This is a genomic window from Luteimonas sp. KH_071 (assembly GCF_057838005.1).
Genome location: NZ_CM174458.1, coordinates 1553221 through 1569920, shown reverse-complemented (window position 1 = coordinate 1569920; position 16700 = coordinate 1553221). Strand labels below are relative to the sequence as shown.

The 16700-nt window shown below is 67.9% G+C and carries 15 protein-coding genes; 4 read left to right on the top strand and 11 right to left on the bottom strand.

The window, feature by feature from the left end:
• Positions 1-223: 223 nt before the first annotated feature.
• From AC3IRM_RS07395 to AC3IRM_RS07385, 3 genes are all read right to left on the bottom strand, one after another.
• On the bottom strand, positions 224-814 hold the full coding sequence (locus tag AC3IRM_RS07395; protein ID WP_489205556.1) for an NADPH-dependent FMN reductase: 591 nt from the start codon (positions 812-814) through the stop codon (positions 224-226).
• Positions 815-910: 96 nt separating this feature from the next.
• The gene (locus AC3IRM_RS07390) at positions 911-3040 is read right to left on the bottom strand and encodes a prolyl oligopeptidase family serine peptidase (RefSeq protein ID WP_489205555.1); all 2130 of its coding nucleotides are present in this window, start codon (positions 3038-3040) and stop codon (positions 911-913) included.
• 240 nt (positions 3041-3280) lie between these two features.
• Positions 3281-4039 carry a class I SAM-dependent methyltransferase gene (locus AC3IRM_RS07385; protein ID WP_489205554.1) on the bottom strand — a complete coding sequence of 253 codons (759 nt, stop codon included), beginning with the start codon at positions 4037-4039 and terminating at the stop codon, positions 3281-3283.
• 121 nt (positions 4040-4160) lie between these two features.
• Between AC3IRM_RS07385 and AC3IRM_RS07380 the strand changes: the two genes are divergently transcribed.
• Positions 4161-5006: an FHA domain-containing protein gene (locus tag AC3IRM_RS07380; RefSeq protein ID WP_489205553.1), complete on the top strand. Its 846-nt coding sequence runs from the start codon at positions 4161-4163 to the stop codon at positions 5004-5006.
• 246 nt (positions 5007-5252) lie between these two features.
• Here the strand turns inward: AC3IRM_RS07380 and AC3IRM_RS07375 are convergent, their stop codons facing one another.
• From AC3IRM_RS07375 to AC3IRM_RS07345, 7 genes are all read right to left on the bottom strand, one after another.
• A complete protein-coding gene (locus AC3IRM_RS07375) occupies positions 5253-5531 on the bottom strand; it encodes a hypothetical protein (protein ID WP_489205552.1) in 279 nt (92 codons plus the stop codon).
• Positions 5532-5730: 199 nt separating this feature from the next.
• Positions 5731-6132 carry a hypothetical protein gene (locus AC3IRM_RS07370; RefSeq protein WP_489205551.1) on the bottom strand — a complete coding sequence of 134 codons (402 nt, stop codon included), beginning with the start codon at positions 6130-6132 and terminating at the stop codon, positions 5731-5733.
• A 15-nt stretch (positions 6133-6147) separates the two neighbouring features.
• Positions 6148-6519, bottom strand: coding sequence for a YajD family HNH nuclease (locus AC3IRM_RS07365; protein ID WP_489205550.1), 372 nt, complete (start codon positions 6517-6519; stop codon positions 6148-6150).
• A gap of 74 nt (positions 6520-6593) precedes the next feature.
• The gene (locus AC3IRM_RS07360) at positions 6594-8702 is read right to left on the bottom strand and encodes a CHASE2 domain-containing protein (protein ID WP_489205549.1); all 2109 of its coding nucleotides are present in this window, start codon (positions 8700-8702) and stop codon (positions 6594-6596) included.
• A 43-nt stretch (positions 8703-8745) separates the two neighbouring features.
• Positions 8746-9357, bottom strand: a complete 612-nt coding sequence (locus AC3IRM_RS07355) for an OmpA family protein (RefSeq protein WP_489205548.1) — start codon at positions 9355-9357, stop codon at positions 8746-8748.
• Between the two features lie 2 nt (positions 9358-9359).
• Positions 9360-9896, bottom strand: a complete 537-nt coding sequence (locus AC3IRM_RS07350) for a FecR family protein (RefSeq protein WP_489205547.1) — start codon at positions 9894-9896, stop codon at positions 9360-9362.
• Positions 9897-10125: 229 nt separating this feature from the next.
• Positions 10126-11799: a sensor domain-containing protein gene (locus AC3IRM_RS07345; protein ID WP_489205546.1), complete on the bottom strand. Its 1674-nt coding sequence runs from the start codon at positions 11797-11799 to the stop codon at positions 10126-10128.
• A 371-nt stretch (positions 11800-12170) separates the two neighbouring features.
• Here AC3IRM_RS07345 and AC3IRM_RS07340 point away from each other — a divergent pair, with 371 nt between their 5' ends.
• Together AC3IRM_RS07340 and AC3IRM_RS07335 are read left to right on the top strand one after the other, a co-directional pair.
• Positions 12171-12440, top strand: coding sequence for a transposase (locus AC3IRM_RS07340; RefSeq protein ID WP_489205545.1), 270 nt, complete (start codon positions 12171-12173; stop codon positions 12438-12440).
• 272 nt (positions 12441-12712) lie between these two features.
• Positions 12713-14851 (top strand): putative bifunctional diguanylate cyclase/phosphodiesterase, encoded by a 2139-nt coding sequence (locus AC3IRM_RS07335; RefSeq protein WP_489205544.1) that lies wholly within the window; start codon positions 12713-12715, stop codon positions 14849-14851.
• A gap of 257 nt (positions 14852-15108) precedes the next feature.
• Here AC3IRM_RS07335 and AC3IRM_RS07330 read toward each other — a convergent pair whose 3' ends face one another.
• Positions 15109-15663 (bottom strand): hypothetical protein, encoded by a 555-nt coding sequence (locus tag AC3IRM_RS07330; RefSeq protein ID WP_489205543.1) that lies wholly within the window; start codon positions 15661-15663, stop codon positions 15109-15111.
• Positions 15664-15997: 334 nt separating this feature from the next.
• Here AC3IRM_RS07330 and AC3IRM_RS07325 point away from each other — a divergent pair, with 334 nt between their 5' ends.
• A complete protein-coding gene (locus AC3IRM_RS07325; protein WP_489205542.1) occupies positions 15998-16432 on the top strand; it encodes a transposase in 435 nt (144 codons plus the stop codon).
• The last annotated feature ends 268 nt before the right edge of the window (positions 16433-16700 follow it).

Here is a 16700-nt window from a genome sequence, read left to right as displayed (position 1 = left end):
CTCATCCACGCGCGCCCGACCATCGCACCCGCCGTGGGGCTAGGAGCGCATCTCCGCTATCGTCTGCTTCAATCCGGCAGCCGTAGCAGCAGCGCAGCCACGGCGATCGCGCCGGCACGCAAGATGGCGTTGCCAGCACCATCTGGAATCCCGGCAGACGCGACACCCGGGCGCGCGCACGGCGGCTACTGGCGGTGGACCCGCCCAGGCATGTCGTCCCTGCTCAGTAAGGCGGCGCCCGGCGCGCCTTCTGCAGGCGCGCGGCTTCGGTCCACCAGCGCAGGTCATCGGCAAAGCGGGCGAAGCTTGTTTCGAGCGACTTGCCTGCATCACCCGTCGGCTGCCCGCGCGCATCCAGCGTGTCGGCAATCGGCCCGACGTTGACGGTGCTGGAGATCACCACCATGCCCATCTCCGACAGCGTGCCGTGCCAGGCGACATTCGCGCGCGCACCGGCCAGGCGTCCGGCCGAATAGCTGACCACACCGGCAGGGCGCCAGAACCACTCCTCGAGAAAGTGATCGGCAAGGTTCTTCAGCCCCGGCTGCACGCCCCAGTTGTATTCGCCGGTGACGAACACGAAGCCAGCGGCGCCGCGGATTTTGTCGGACAGCGCTTCCATCGCTTCCGGCGCCTGGCCCGCCGGGTATTCCTTGTACATGCGGTCGAGCATCGGCAGATCGACCGCTTTCGCGTCGATGAGTTCGGCATCGACCCCGCGCGCCCGCAGCGCATGCACGCAGTAATCGGCCAGGCGTATGCCCATGCGGTCGGCGCGATAGGAGCCGTAGAAGACGAGGATGCGTTCGGCCATGGCGGTGCCTTGTAAAGCGAAGACGGCGTGTCTGCCACCGGATCATCGCATCGTGGTCCGGGCACCGCGTGCGGGCGTGCGGCCGCCCTGTCGCGATCACGGCGCCGGCGGCTGGAACGCCGGTTGGCCGCCCTGCCACAGCGCGAACGCGAAGATGTCGGTCCACACCGCGTCCAGCTGGCTGCGGCTCGAACCCATGCCATGCCCTGCGTCGAAATCGAGCCGCAGCAATACCGGCTCCGCGCTGGCAGTCGCCGCTGCCAGACGCGCGGCGTACTTGGCGCTGTGGAACGTGGCCGCGCGCGGATCGTTGAGGCCCGACACCACCAGCGTGGCCGGATAGTCGACGCCTTCGCGGATGTGCTGGTACGGGTCGAGGTCATACATGGCCTTGAACGATGCGGCGTCAGTGATCGGCCCGCCCCACTCCTCGATGTCGGCGTAGTTCTGCTCGGACACGTAGCGGATGGGATTCATGAAACCGACGTTGGCGATGGCGCCACTGAACAGGTCCGGCCGTTCGTTGATCGCGCCGCCCAGCATCACCCCGCCCGCCGACGTACCCAGCAATGTCATGGTGTCCGCCGAGCCGATACGCGCAGCCACCAGACTTTCTGCGACATCGATCGCATCGCGCCAGGTGTTGGCCTTGGTCGCCGCCTTGCCGGCGTAGTGCCAGTCCCGGCCGAACTCGCCGCCGCCGCGCACGTTGGCCACCGCGTACACGCCGCCCCGGTCGAAGAACGCCAGCATCCGCGCATTGAAACGCGGCGATGCCGAATACCCGTACGCGCCGTAGGCTTCCAGCAAGACGGGCGTGCCCGCATCGGGGCGCAGGCCCTTGCGCATCACCAGCGTGTAGGGCACCTGCACACCGTCGCGCGCAGTGACTTCGCCCGTGCGCGCTGCGTAGCCGCTGATGTCGAACGGCGGTGGCGGCACCAGCGCCAGATCCTGCAGCGTGCCGGTCTCGACATCGAGCGCATAAACGGTCGTCGGCGTGAACCACCCGGTCATGGCGACCAGCACGCGCCCGCTGCGGGTGTCGCCCTGCATCCACGGCACCTGCCCCTCGAACGGCAGCGCAATACGCACGGGCGCGCCGTCTTCTCGCACCTGCCACAGGCCGGACGCCCCGCCCTCCAGCGTGCGCACCAGCAGACCGTTGCGCGTCGGCAGCATCGATTCAATGACCGGCGTGCCGGGCAGCGCCAGCGTCTGCGCCTGCGCAAGGTCGGGCGTGCGCGCCGAGGTCATCAGCACGCGGCCGCCCGAGGCGTCTTTCTTCGAAAGCAGATAGAGCTGGTCGCCCTGCAACGCCGCATCGACGATCACATCGTCGAATCCCGCCACCGGCGTCCAGGTGGCCGATCCGGTCATCGCCTGCGCGGCATCGGCCCGGTACAGCGCGACCTCGCTGCGGCCATCGCGCACGATCGTCATCGCGGTGTCGCTCGACGCGTCGAACACCACCGCCAGGAACTGTTCGGCCGTCGCGGTAACGCCATTGGCGCCGCGACGCGCTAGCACGACATCGTCGCCCGTGCCATCGAGCCGGTGCAGGCGCGGTTCGTTGCCGACGAAATAGGCCGGCGTCCCCGGTGCGCCGAGGAACTTGAGATAGCTGAAGCCCTGGCCGTCCGCCGTCCAGCTCAGGGCCAGCGCGTGCGGAATGGAAAACGGCAGCAACGCGCCCTGTGCCACCTCCACCACCCGCAACGTCGAATGCTCGGTGCCGCGACGGGACGTGGCCACCAGCACATGCCGGCCGTCCGGCGCGGCAATCCAGCGGTCGAGCACCTGCTCGCCTTCGCCCTGCATCTGCCGCGGGTCGAACAGCACACGGGTCTGGCCGTCCGCTTCGCGCACCATCAGTTTCGTGTCCTGTTCGCCGGCCGCGCGGATCTCGTGGAACACGCGCCCGCCGGCCAGTTCGGCATTGCCCACGCTGGTGAGCTCACCGGACCGCGCGGCCACCTCGGCCAGAAACGCCGCGCGCGCGGGCAGCTCAGCGAACACGGTCTGGGTATGCGCGCCCTGCGCCTGCAGCCATGGCATCCAGTCGGGATCGTCTCCGCTTTCCATCCATCGATAGGGATCCGTCACCGAAGTGCCGTAGTAGTCGTCGACGACGGGCACCACCTTTGCGACCGGCGGCTGGGCGAATGCGACGGTCGTTGCGAGCACGGTCGCAGACAGCAGGGTGGACGGGCTTAGACGGTGCATCGGACTCTCCAGTAGATGCGCGCTCGCGCGACGGCGCAAAAGTGGGTCGATCTGGAGTTCAACGTGGATCCGCGCCGGAAGCGGACATTCGACGCACGCGCCACACCCGACGACCGTGCGGCAAATCCAGAACGCCTGACACCAGGCGCCGCAGCCCTGGCGGTATCCGCCAACCCCGCACCGGCGCGCCCGCACGCGCGCGACCGCCACTGGATCGGAGACGCTGTCGCCGATCGTCCCTCAGCGTTTGCGGAACACCACCACGTGCTGCCACGGCAGGGTGTCGGCGGTGCGCTCCCACTCGAGCGGATGCAACGCGGCCTCGCGGCGGATCTGCGCTTCGCTCATCTTGTGCAGCGGCTTGATCGGGACGGCATCGTCCTCGGCGCGGTATTCGACGAACACCAGGTGCCCGCCCGGCCGCAGCGCACGCACCAGCGCACCGAGCACCTCGTGCGGGTATTCCAGTTCGTGGTAGACATCGACCATCAGCGCCAGATCGACGGACTCGGGCGCGAGGCCCGGGTCGGTCACGCTGGCCTGGACCGGCTTCAGGTTGTCGAGTCCCGTTTGCGCTGCCACCTGCGTGAGCATCGCCACCATCTGCGGCTGCACGTCGACTGCATAGACGGTGCCGCCGGGTGCCACCATCGGGGCCATGCGACGCGCGTAATAGCCGGTGCCCGCGCCGACATCGGCGACATCCATGCCCGGCTTCAAGTCCAGTTCCTCGAGCAGGAGACTGCCGCGCTCCTCGCGCTCGCGTTCCTCGCGCTCCAGCCACGCCGCGCCCTGCCAGCCCATCACCGCCGAGATCTCGCGCCCCTGATAGGTCTTGCCGATGCCGTCCGCGCTGCGACGCACCGCGCCGTAGATCGACGCAGCGTCCGTCTGCACGGTGGGCGGACCGACAGGCAACGGCGTGGCGGGCGGTTTGGAGCAGGCCGTGCCGACGCACAGCAAGAGCCCGAAGACGGCGAGAGATGGCATCTGGCGCATGGCGTGGATCCGGTGTCCGCGGCAGTGGAGGACCGAGCCTAGCGCCAAGGTGCCGGTCGCGTGGTGATGCCCGCCTCCACTGCGCACTGCATCGAAGCGCGTCGTCGATGGCGCGTCGTCGATGGCTAGAATACGCGCCGATGTCGGCGCTCCCGCCCGCATCGTCTCGCGGGGGGCGAAGATGAAGCTGGTGTTTCCCAATGGCGCGCATGGCCAGGTCCTGCTGAGCGCGGGCGTCAACCGGATCGGCACACTGCCCGGCAGCGCGGTGGTGCTCAGTGGCGATGCCATACAGCCGCTGCACTGCGAGATCCATCTCACCGGCGCCGGTGCGAACCTGCAGGTGCCGCCGGGGGGCGGACCGGTGTCGATCAACGACAAGCCCGTCCTCGATCTCATGGCGCTGCGCGCGGGCGACCAGATCGACATCGGCGGCATCGTGGCGACGATCGCCCCGCTCGAAACCACGCGCGACCCATCCACGCCTGAGCCGGCGCCCCGGGATGATGACGACATCGGCGCCACGCGCGTGCGCATGGCGGTGCCCCGCTTCGTGCTGCGCGGCGTGTCGGGCGCCGTTGCCGGCAAGATGTTTCCGGTGACGGGTCCCGTGGTGATCGGCCGCGCACCCGATTGCGACATCGCCGTCAATGTCGACGAGATCTCGCGCCGCCACGTGCTGCTCAAGCCGGTGGGCGACGGGCTTGCGGTCGAAGACCTGGCGTCCTCCAACGGCACCTACATCAATGCCCAGCGCGTGCAGCAGGGGTTCCTGGGGCCAGGCGACGAATTGCGGCTCGATACCGTCAGCCTTGTGCTTGTTGCGCCGGGTATGGAGACGTCCGCGCCCACAACGTCCGGAACGGCGCAACCGCGTCCGCGCACTGCGGTCAGGAAGTGGGCACCAATCGTGCTGACCGCGGTGACGGTGCTGGTGATCGCCGCTGTGACGTTGATGCCGGGCTGAGCCCTGGCGCCGGCGGGTGGCGCGAACTATCCCGGGTGCGCTTCCGGCACGACGCGGGTTTCGCGCTCCATGGGACACCTGACACGGTGGGCATCAATACCGCCGTCTCGCGCCGCGCGGTCGACGCCGCACGCCACGCCTCGATCGCCTGAGAGGCCGTCACACCGGCCTATACATGGACGCACGTCTGAGCACGCGTCGCCCTGCCGGATCGGGAATCAGTGCACGCAACCGGTATTCGAACCGTCAGTCGCGGCCGAGACGCCGCGCAGCCGCCGCTGCGTCCTGCACCACGCGGACGTAATCCGTACGCGCCGTCGGTGCCTGCCCCGCCAGGGTCTCCAGGCCATCCACATACGCCGACACCAGGGTCGACGCGTTGTACTGATCGGCCATCTCGGCCATGGACCGGGCCACGGCATCCTGCAGATGGAAGTGCACGCTGACGCCCTTCTGCGCCTCGTTGGCAAGATCGACGACGCGCAGCAGGTGCGGCGTCACCAGACCGACGACGGTGGCTCTCATGCGTTCGACCCTGTATGCGGAAGGACGGAAAGGCTACTCAAACACCGCGCACCAAACCGGGGTGCGCGTGCACTTTCCGACACGCGCCGACGGAACCGTGCCGTCCGGTACGCACAAGCGCTCGCCCTGATACGCATGCGGCATATGCGCGGGCGTCAGGCCTGCTACCGCCGACCGCAATCCGGTGCGGGGTCGCAACTTAGCGGGCGTCCACCGGCGCCAGGCGATGCGAGGCATCCGCGCAGACCACCACGGCGTCTTCTTCGCTCGATACGGCGCCCACGACGTCCACACGCATGCCGACGGCCAGGGCTTCGATATCCACCGGCGCGGCCTTGCACAGATTCCAGCGGGCCGGCAGTTGCACCTCCAGCCGCCTCTCGCCGGCGGCATCCACCTGCACGATGGCGCTGCCGTCGTAGGTCCAGGGCCGGGTGTCGATGGACGCGATGACGCCCGTGGTGCGCACTTCGCCCGAAACCGCATCAGCGGTGTCGCCCGGCGTCGAACACGCGGCGGTGAGCAGCGCTGCCGTGATGGCAAGTCCGCGGGCCAACCGCACCGGATGACGGGCGATCGCGCATGGGATGTCAGATGCCATGTGTGTCCTTCCAGGTCAGGAACGCGTCTTCTCGAGCCGCGCCTTCAGATCCGCAAACGGATTGGACGTGGCCGCGGCAGGCGCGTCTTCAGCATTGCGGGCACTGACGCCGGTGTGATCGAGCTGGCGGGAGTGCTCGTTGTCGTGGCAGTACACGCACAGCAACTCCCAGTTGCTGCCGTCGGCCGGGTTGTCGTCGTGGTTGTGGTTGCGGTGATGCACGGTCAGTTCGCGCAGGTTGGCGCGGGTGAACTCGCGCGCGCAACGGCCACAGATCCACGGGTACATCGTCAGCGCACGCTCGCGGTAGCCGGCATTGCGCTGCTCGGCACTGCGCCGGGCTTCGGCGACGATGCGGTCGAGTTTGCTCTGGTCGATGGTCGTCATGGCCGGAGTCTAGCCGCACGACGGCGTCGGAGCGCAGATGCCGCGCGCCAGTCGCGAGGTAGGACGCCTGGCGCCTAGTCCTGCACCGCGAGCGCCGGCGCCGCGAATCCCGCGCCGGCTTCGATGCCGTCGTAGAACGCGTCGCTGCCGACGTGTGCGCCGCCACCGGCCGCCGCAGCCGCGGCGTCGTCACGGAACTCCCCGGCAATGCGGATGATCTCGTCCTCGATCCCGAAGAAGGCATCCAGCACCACCGGATCGAACGTCGTCCCGCGCAGCGCGTGCATCATCGCCATCGCCTGCGCGTGCGGGAACGGCGGCTTGTAGCAGCGCCGGTTGACCAGCGCGTCGTAGACGTCGGCCACCGCCATGATGCGGCCGGACAGCGGAATCGCGAGGCCCTTCAAGCCGGCCGGGTAACCCGATCCGTCCCATTTCTCGTGATGGGTGGCGGCGATCTCGGCCGCCACCGACAGGAAGTTGTCGCCTTCGATATGGCGCGACGTGCTGAGGATGATGGTGCGGCCGAATTCCGCATGCCGGCGCATCAGCACCCATTCCGACTCGGTCAGCGGGCCCGGCTTGAGCAGGATGTGGTCGGGCACGCCGACCTTGCCGATGTCGTGCAGCGGCGCGGACAGGAACAGCAGATCGATGTAGGCCTCGGTCAGCACATCGGCGTACTGGCCCGTGTCGCGCAGGCGCTGCGCGATGGCGCGCACGTAATGCTGGGTGCGCTTGATGTGCGCGCCGGTTTCGGGATCGCGCGTTTCGGCGACCGCCGACATCGATTCGATCGTGACCTGCCGCGCGTTCTCGAGCTGCCGGCGCCAGCGGCGCGCATGACGTTGCTGCGCCCAGAACCGGATCGCCGACGCCGCCAGCAACACCGTCAGTGCCACCAGTGCGGGCGCTGCGACCGGCAGCACCAGCCCGGGATATTCGAAGCCCGCGAACGCCACTGCGGCCAGTGCGAGCGCCATGCCGAGCGTCACGATCGCCACCGTCAGCAGGCTGCGCCCCGATACCACCAGGCCGCCCTGCAGCAACGCGATCAGCAGTCCGAGCACCAGCGCCGCGCCAGCGCCCCACGACGGCGACCGCAAGACGTGCCCATCGAAGATGTTCTGCATCAACGCCGACTGCACTTTCGAGCCCGAGAACGCGCGACCCAGTGCGGTCACATGGCGGTCGCCCAGACCCACCGCCGACGAACCGATGACGATCACCTTGCCGCGCAGCGCCTGCGGCGCAAGCCGGTCGGCCAGCACGTCCACCGCCGGTACGCTGGCGTAGCGCGCCGGCGGGCCTTCGAAACGCAGCAGTGCATGCCCCCGGCGATCGATCGGCACCGTGTGCGGGCCGATCATGAGCGACGCGCCATCACGACCGCTCACCACCTGGCCGGACGACACGCCCAGCGCCTGCATCGTCGTCGCCAGCGCCAGGCTGGGCTGCAGCACGCCGCGGTATTCGATCAGCAGCGGCAGTCGCCGCAACACGCCATCGCCATCGACCTGCATGTTGACGAAACCGCTGACGCGGGTCTGCGCGCCGATCGCGTCGACGTTGTCGAGCACGCCATGCGCCTTGTCGAGATCCAGTGCGTCCAGTGCGCCCTCGAACCCCACGCCGGGCCGCGTGGGCGCGGTCTCGCGGGTGGCATGATCGAAATAGAAGTAGCGCGCGCCCACAGCGCCGGCATCCGCCATCGCCTGGCCCAGATACCCGTCGTTGTCGAGCAATCCCTCCGGCACGCCGGTGATCGCGACATCGATGCCGAAATCGCGCTGGAAGGTCTTCTGGATGTCGGCCAGCGACACCCGGTCCGCCTCGGGCAGCAACACGTCCAGCGCGATCGCCGACGGGCCTTGGGCGGCGATGCGCTCCACCAAGGCGGCCAGGCGATAGCGCGGCCACGGCCACTGTCCCACCGCCGACAGACTCACATCGTCGATATCGACGACCACGGTGCCCTGCGCCGGCGCACCGGTTGCGGTGGCGCGCATCAGGGTGTCGAGGACCGCATGGTCGAGCCGCTCGATCGGCGCAGCGCGCAGCAGTCCGGCCACACCAATCGCCAGCGCAATCAACACACCCAGCACCAGCAACAGAAGGTCCTGCCGGCGACTCTGCGCGGCCGCGATACCCGGCGGCTGCGCGCGCGCGTCTACGCGGCGCATCGGGCGCGCGCCGTGCGACGGGTTGTGCGGCAGGACGCCACGCTCACAGGATCAGGATCTCCGCGCGCCGGTTACGCGGCTCGGCTTTGCCGGGCGGCGTGGGCACCAGCGGCGACTTGTCGCCGAACCAGTCGAGCTGCATCGGCAACTCCGGATCGATCTTGCGCAGCAACGCAGCCACCGCGCGCGCGCGCTCGGCCGAGAGCTGCAGGTTGTACGCAGGCGCACCGGCGGAATCCGCGTAACCGAACACGGTCACTTCCGTCGGCAAGCGGTTGCGCACCGCGGCCAGCACTTCGGGCAGCTTCTGCCGGGACTCGGGCGTGAGCTCCATGCTGTCGAAGCGGAAATTCAGCACGAAGCTCAGCGGCGGCGTGGGCTGCGCATCGAGCAGGGCACGGTGTTTCGCTTCGAAGGCCTCGCGCGTCTCGGCCTTCGCCTGCGTCGGCGCAGCCGAGGTGCCGGCATCGACGCGGCCGTAGGCCTGGTCGAGCCGCTGCTCGCCATGCGCGTTGTGCACCACCACCGCACCGACCTTGCCGTCCTGGTCGGGCAACAGAGTCACGCGTGTGGGCGCGGCCGAACACGCTGACAGCAGTGCTGCCACCGACAGCAGCACGAGTGCGCGCCAGCGACCGTGACAGACGCTCCACATGTTCAATTCGCCTCGATCAGAAAGCGCGTGCCGCGAACACCCACTGTGGCCTGCGGCGTTTCCACCTTCACCGACTCCGGCGCCAGGCGGCCGATCTTGCCGGACTCGTAGATCGCCGAGCCCTGCCCCATGTAGACAGAGAACGCGTAGCGGTTGGCCTTCGGCTCGAACACGTAGTCGCGCACGTGGACATCCGCGCCGCCGCCAAGAGTGAGCATCGTGCCGTCGCGGAACACGATCGATGCCGTCGCGCCCGGCGCCGTCACGATGCGATCGGCCACCTGCAGCTGCATGCCGGGTTCCGCGGCGCGCGTCGCGCGGGCCTGCACGATGCTGACGCCGCCGGACACGCCCTTCACCAGCCCCACGTGCTGATCCGTTGCGGCAATCGGCCACGCGCTGCACGCCAGCCCGACCGCGGCCAGCAACGCCCATATCTTCGACATCGAATTTCCCCTGTTGTGTGTACGCCCGGCCGGGCGGCAGCGCATCCGGCAGTCCCGCATGGCCCGTTCCCCGACGCCATGCAGCACCGTCATGAAATCGTTAACGGCTGCGAGGGCGGATGCTACAGGGGCAATTTGTGAGGATCCTTTCACAGCGTCGTGCGCGTTCAGGCAGGGCCTGATCGCATGGCGCGCAACGATTTCCAGATGCCGAATGCAGGACATCGATCTGCACAGGATCGAACGCCGGCGCCGCGCCGGATGCCGAGGCACATGCAACACCCGGCGTCCGTTGCATCTCGAGAGCCCCGTGCCGCGTCCGTCAGGACGCGATCCGCGCACCCAGCGGCGCGGCGTCGCGCGGTGACGCGCCGGCCACGAAGACGCTGAGCCCCATCGACTGGCGCTTGGCCTGGTACATGGCGGCGTCCGCCGCCCGCAGATAGTCGTCGCTCGTCACAAGCTGCGGATGGCTGCACACCAGGCCGACGCTCGCGCCGGCACGCACCGTCAGCGCGTCGATCGCATAGGGCGCCGCCAGGGCGGCCGCGATCTGTCGCCCACGCGCTGCGGCATCGGCGGGGTCGACGGACTCGAGCAGCACGTTGAATTCGTCGCCGCTCATGCGGGCCACAAGGTCCACCGCGCGCACGCAGTTTTCCAGCCTGCGCGCGACCTGTTGCAGCAACTGGTCGCCGACATGGTGGCCGTGGGTGTCGTTGACCGCCTTGAATCCGTCGAGGTCGAGCATCAGCACCGCGAATCGCGTGTCGACATCCTCGCCGTCGACGCCCTCGCCTGCCCGTGTGCCGTCAGCATGCAGCGCGATCGCGTGCGCCAGCCGGTCACGGAACAGCGGCCGGCCCGGCAGGTTGGTCAGCGCGTCATAGGAACTGCCGCGTTCGGCCAGGTCGCTCAGCGAGCCCGCCATCCGCACCGCAACGCCGTTCTCGAACCGGGCCACGCCGCGCCAGTTCACCCAGACCAGCCGCCCCGAGCCGTGCCAGGCGCGGAAGTCCACGGAGAAGTTCGGCCGCTCGCCCGACAGATGTCTGCGGCACGCCGACCGCACGCGTTCGCGGTCGTCGGGGTCGATGATCTGCCGAAGAAAACGCCAGCCGTCCGCGTGCACGTGACCGGCATCGTCAAACCCGAGAATCTCGTGGAAGCGCGCCGACACATGCAGCACGTCCGTACGCAGGTCCCAGTCCCAGATGCCGTCGTTGGACCCGCGCGTCGCCAGCGCGTAGCGCTCGTCGGAGCGCAGCAGTTCGAGTTCGACAGTCTTCTGCCGGGTCACGTCGATCATCAGACCGATCATGCGGTTCGGCCGTCCCGCCTCGACCACCGTGCGGCACAGGTCGCGCACCCACACCACTTCGCCTGCGCGCGTGATCAGCCGGTAGCTCATCTCGTAGGCGTAGCTGTGCGTCGCGTCGTACGCGGCGTCGTCGATCGCCAGCGCCGCCGGCAGATCGTCCGGATGCACGCGCGAGCGCCAGAAGCCCGGATCGGCGCGCCACTCCTCCACCGTGAAGCCGAACAGGCGCTCCACCTGCGGGCTCAGGAAGGTATTGCCCACACCGCGCTCGGCTTCCCAGACCACGCCATCGATCGTCTCCAGCAACCGCAGAAAGCGCTGGCGCACTTCCACCAGCACCTGCTCGGTGACATCGGTGATTTCGATCAGCACGCCCTGGCGGCTGAGCACACGGTCCGCCGCATCGGTCTCGGGCTGCAGCTGCAGTCGCATCCAGCGGTAGTCCCCGTCCGCGAACCGCAGCCGGAACACCGGCATGCCGGAACGCAGCGTGCCCACGTCGTCGGGATGCACGAAGTCCAGCAGCGACCGCCCGACCGACTCACCCAGCGCATGGCCCGTGCGCGCGTGCCATGCCGGATTGAGGTAGGTGATCGTCCAGACCGCATCCGTCTGCACCACTGCATCGGGCAGCAGGTGCAGCAGATGTGCGGAGGGTGTGGGGGCGACTGACATGAGGGATGTATGGTCACCGAAGCGCGAGCGGCCGGTCCAGCCTCGGATCGCGGACAGACGCGAGGCGTCCCGCGAGAGCCCGCATCAGAGGTTGCGGCTTGATGCGCTCTCCATTGCGACCTTGCGTGGACAGCAGTGGTCTGGAAATAGGGACTGGAAATAGTGGAAATAGGGACTGGAAATAGGGACGGAGGCAATTAAGACGGACCTACGCCGTCGGAAGGCATCGCCCGACGGCAGACGGATCGCATGCCCGGCATTGTCATGCGACCCATGACGCCCCGCCTTTTATGCCGCGACGCCCTCGCCTCGAACTCCCCGGCGTACCGCTCCACGTCACCCAGCGCGGTGTAAACCGGTGCGCCATCTTCATGGACGATGCCGATCGCCACCACTACAGACGGCTGCTGCGCGACGCCTGCCGCAAGCACGCGGTCGCTGTCCACGCGTTCGTGCTCGTGGACAACCACGTGCATCTTCTGCTCAGCGCTGCTGAGGCAGGGCGTGTGTCGCGCGCATTGCGGCAAGCGGGCCAGAGCTATGTGCAGTCGTTCAACCAGCGACATGGCCGGGTCGGGACGCTCTGGCAAGGGCGATTCAAATCCAGCCTAGTCGATTCGGAGGCCTACCTCGCCGCGTAATGCGCTACATCGAGCTCAATCCGCTCCGGGCCGTAAGGATGGACCGTCGCGGCGGGCGGCCGCAGAGCTGGAGACGGATTCACTACCTCCGTCCCCTTGAGTTGCCGCGCCAGGTCGCCGCGAGGCTGTAGACGCATCGAGTGCCGCCGTGCCCTCCAGCTTCTTGGCGCGCATCGCGGATGCTAAGGTTCCCTCGGCCCGATCGTGTCGATAGCCACGGCAAGGGCCGCACCAGGGCGGGGGGCCCTTGCGCATGTTTGCTGCAGACGACCATGTCGACTGACACGTTCACCCAAAGCTGCGTGTTCGACAGTGACCAGAACCTGCTCGAGGTGGATGGTGCGCCACCGCGCGGCGGGGCAGCCTCAGACCTGTTCCGGCTGTTACCCGGCATGGACCGGATCACGCTCAGGCATTGCTGCGCGGCACTGGAGACGTGCCCGAGTGCCGTGCTGCGGCTCGACCAGGCCGGCAGCGATATGCCTGGCACCCTGGTCCTCACCCGCGTGGACGGCGCGATCCCCCGCTATCGCGCGACATGGGAACAGCCAGGCGGCGTGGGCGACAGTGTCCGGCTTGAACAGAGACTGGCCTTCGAGCGGCTCATCGCGGCGCTGTCGACCGAGCTGATCCATGCGCCGGTCGAACACCTGGATGGTTTGATCGAGCAGGCGCTGGGGCGCATCGGATCGTTGTTCGAGGTGGACCGCGCCTACCTGTTCCGATGCAACGACGATCGGACGACACAGAGCAACACGCACGAGTGGGTGGCCGACGGCATCACCCGCGAGGCGCAGCACCTGCAGAACATGCCCATGGACCATTTCCGCTGGCTGTCGACGCAGCTGCTGGCGGGCCAGGCGGTGCACGTGCCCGTGGTGGAGGACCTCCCCGAGGAGGCCGTCGACGAACGCGAGGTGTTCGTCCGCCAAGGCATCGCATCGCTGGTCATGGTCCCCTTCGGCGATGCGGGCCTGATGGAAGGCTTCATCGGCTTCGATTCCGTCCGCCGCCAGCGGCATTGGCCGGCGGACATCCTGCTGGGGCTGCAACTGGTCGGGCAGATGTTCTTCAACGCCTTCCGGGCCCGCGAGATGTCGGCGCGGCTGACGCACCTGGCGTTCCACGATCCGCTCACCGGCATGGGCAATCGCCGCTTTCTGACGGAGCGGCTCGCCCTCGCGCTCGAATGGAGCCAGACGGAAGACCAGCCGCTTGCGGTGATCCTGATCGACCTCGACGACTTCAAGCTGGTCAACGACAGCTACGGCCATTCGCAGGGCGACGAGATCCTCAAGACCGCCGCGTCCCGCCTCGCCTCCACAGTTGGGGCCGCCGACATCGTGGCGCGCCTGGGCGGCGACGAGTTCGTCGTGCTGACCCGCAGTGTCGACCTCGAGCCGCTCTCCCAACTGCTGGCCAGGCTGTTCGATGCGATGCTCGGGCCGGTGCAGATGGGCGGCGTCACATTCGCCTTGCGGATGAGCGTGGGGATCGCGCTGTTTCCGGGAGATGGCCTCGACGCCGAAACGCTGCTGCGCCAGGCGGATTCGGCGATGTACGCGGCCAAGCTGGCGGGCAAGAACCGCTTTGCGTTTTTCACCCCCGAGATGACGCGCGACAGCCTGGCCACGCTGCAGTTGCGGCACGACCTGCGCCTGGCGATCGAGCGCGGCGAGATCCAGCCCTGGTACCAGCCGCGCGTCGAACTTCCATCGATGCGCGTGATCGGCTTCGAAGCGCTGGCGCGTTGGCACCATCCGCTGCGTGGCGTGCTGCTGCCCGGAGAATTCCTGACATTGGCCCGACAGAGCGGCGTCCTCGGCCGTATCGACCTTGCCGTTTTGGCGCAGGCCCTGGCCGACCTGGCCCAGTGGCGCCAGCAGCACCCCGACTGCCGGATCTCCGTCAATCTGGATGCGGACGATTTGCGCGACGAAGCCCTGGTCGACCGGCTGGAGGAGATGCTGGCCGCTGCCGGCGACGCGGCGGCGTGCGTGGAGCTGGAGATCACCGAAAGCTCGCTGATGCGCGACATCGACCAGGCCTCGGCCACCCTCGGCCGCTTGCGCATCGCGGCACCCGCCCTGCAGATCGCCATCGACGACTTCGGCAGCGGGTATTCGTCGCTGTCCTACCTGGGTCGCCTGCCGGTCACCACCCTCAAGATCGACCGCAGCTTCATTGCCGGGCTCGACTGTGCCGACGCGCGCAGCGCCCGCGCCATCATCCACTCGATCATCGACCTGGCGCGCAGCCTGGGCCTGCACGTGGTGGCCGAAGGCGTGGAAACGCCAGAACAGGCCGCGCAGCTGGCGGAACTGGGCTGCATGGAAGCACAGGGATTCCTGTTCTCCCGTGCGGTCCCTGCGCCGGAGGCTACCGTCTTGCTGGACAGGCGCGACGCGTAGCAGAACGGTGCCCGACGGGCGACGTCCGGATGCTGCCCCAAGTCGATCTGCAACGTGCCGAACGAATAGCCGCTGTTTGCGACTGGCTCCATGCGCCCGCCGGCTCCGACATTGCCGGCGAAGCTGAGACGATACGCAACGTCACGTCCGCCGACGCTGCCCTCAGACGTAACGCCCACTGCGAAGTAAGCCGCCGCCCGCAGCTCGTTGTGGGTAAGAGGATTCGGGTTCGTCAAGGTCCATCTCCTGGTTCACCGTCACGGGTCCGTCGTGAGGCAGGCCTGCACCCAAGGCTGGGCGTCTATCACTGCAAGCTCGGCTTGCGTCGCGGGAACAGCTGCGTAGTCTGCGAAACAAGCGCCCTCTGCGCCCAACATGTCGCTGAGCTTGCCGCCACAAAGTTCCAGCGGTTTATCGACTTGCTGCCAACCGTCATCGCACTCGATATCGGTCTCCGAACCAGGACGACCGCAAACATGCGTGCGCCGGGCCCTGGTCCCAGAGCTTGCGCGCGCGACCACCCTGCCCGCGTATTCCTTGCCCGACGCGAAGTAGAACCAGGTTCCACAGATGCGTTTGCCACGTTGCACCAGCACATAGCGGCTGCACGCGTCGGGCGAAGACGCACCATCGCAGGACGCCCAGACGCCCGCGAACGGCCCGCCCGTTGACACGGACATCGCATCCAACTGCGCTGAATGACCAACTGCAGCGTCGTTCGGCTCGACGCTTGCCATGTTTTCGGCCAACCCGACACGTGGCCCGGCGCACCCGGCGAGGACAAACAGAGCAATCAACCAGAAACCGCGCATCCGTACGCTCCGTTCAACGGCGCTCAGACGCTACGCCCCGATCTCTGCAGCTGCAACTGCAATTCTTCTAGTTGATCGGTACAGGAGCCACTCTTCCGAGATAGGGAAAGTCCGAACTGGTCGCCTCAAATGGCAGCCCCAAGTAGGGACGTCGGTAATAAAGACGCCCCGACGGGGCACGGCCGACGTCAGACGGATCGCATGCCCGGCATGGCCAAGCGACCCGTGACGGCCCCGCCCTTTTTATGCCGCGACGCCCTCGACTAGAACTCCCCGGCGTACCGGCGTACCGCTCCACGTCAGCCAGCGCGGTGTGAACCGGTGCGACATCTTCATGGACGAGGCCGATCGCCACCACTACAGACGGCTCCTGCGCGACGCCTGCCGCAAGCACGCGGTCGCTGTGCACGCGTTCGTGCTCATGGACAAACACGTGCATCTGCTGCTCAGCGCTGCTGAGGCAGGGCGTGTGTCGCGCGCATTGCGGCAAGCGGGCCAGCGCTATGTGCAGTGGTTCAACCAGCGAAATGGCCGGGTCGGGACGCTCTGGCAAGGGCGATTCAAATCCAGCCTGGTCGATTCGGAGGCTTACCTCCTCCGCGTGATGCGCTACATCGAGCTCAATCCGCTCCGGGCCGTAAGGATGGACCGTCGCGGCGGGCGGCCGCAGAGCTGGAGACGGATTCACTACCTCCGTCCCTCTTATTTGATTAACCACCTCCGTCCCCTTTATTTGCCGAGACGGATTAACTACCTCCGTCCCCTTTAGTTGCCGCTCGCCCACCAGGAGGGGAACGCCCTGAGCCATCGCGCCTCGCGCGCGCTCGGGTCTGGCGCGCCTGTCCGGAATCGCGCATGCGGAAGCTGGCGCGAACGCGCTTCCCTCGCGGAAGAGAAAGGGGCGTAGGATCAAAATTCGATTGAAGGAGCCGGGGCGGCCTGACTCACGTCATCGTGTCTGCGGCAGTCCGCAATCGGATCGTCGCATTCGATCTGCGCGGCGCAAGTTGCAGGCGTGTGCCGAGAGGTGTGAGGCA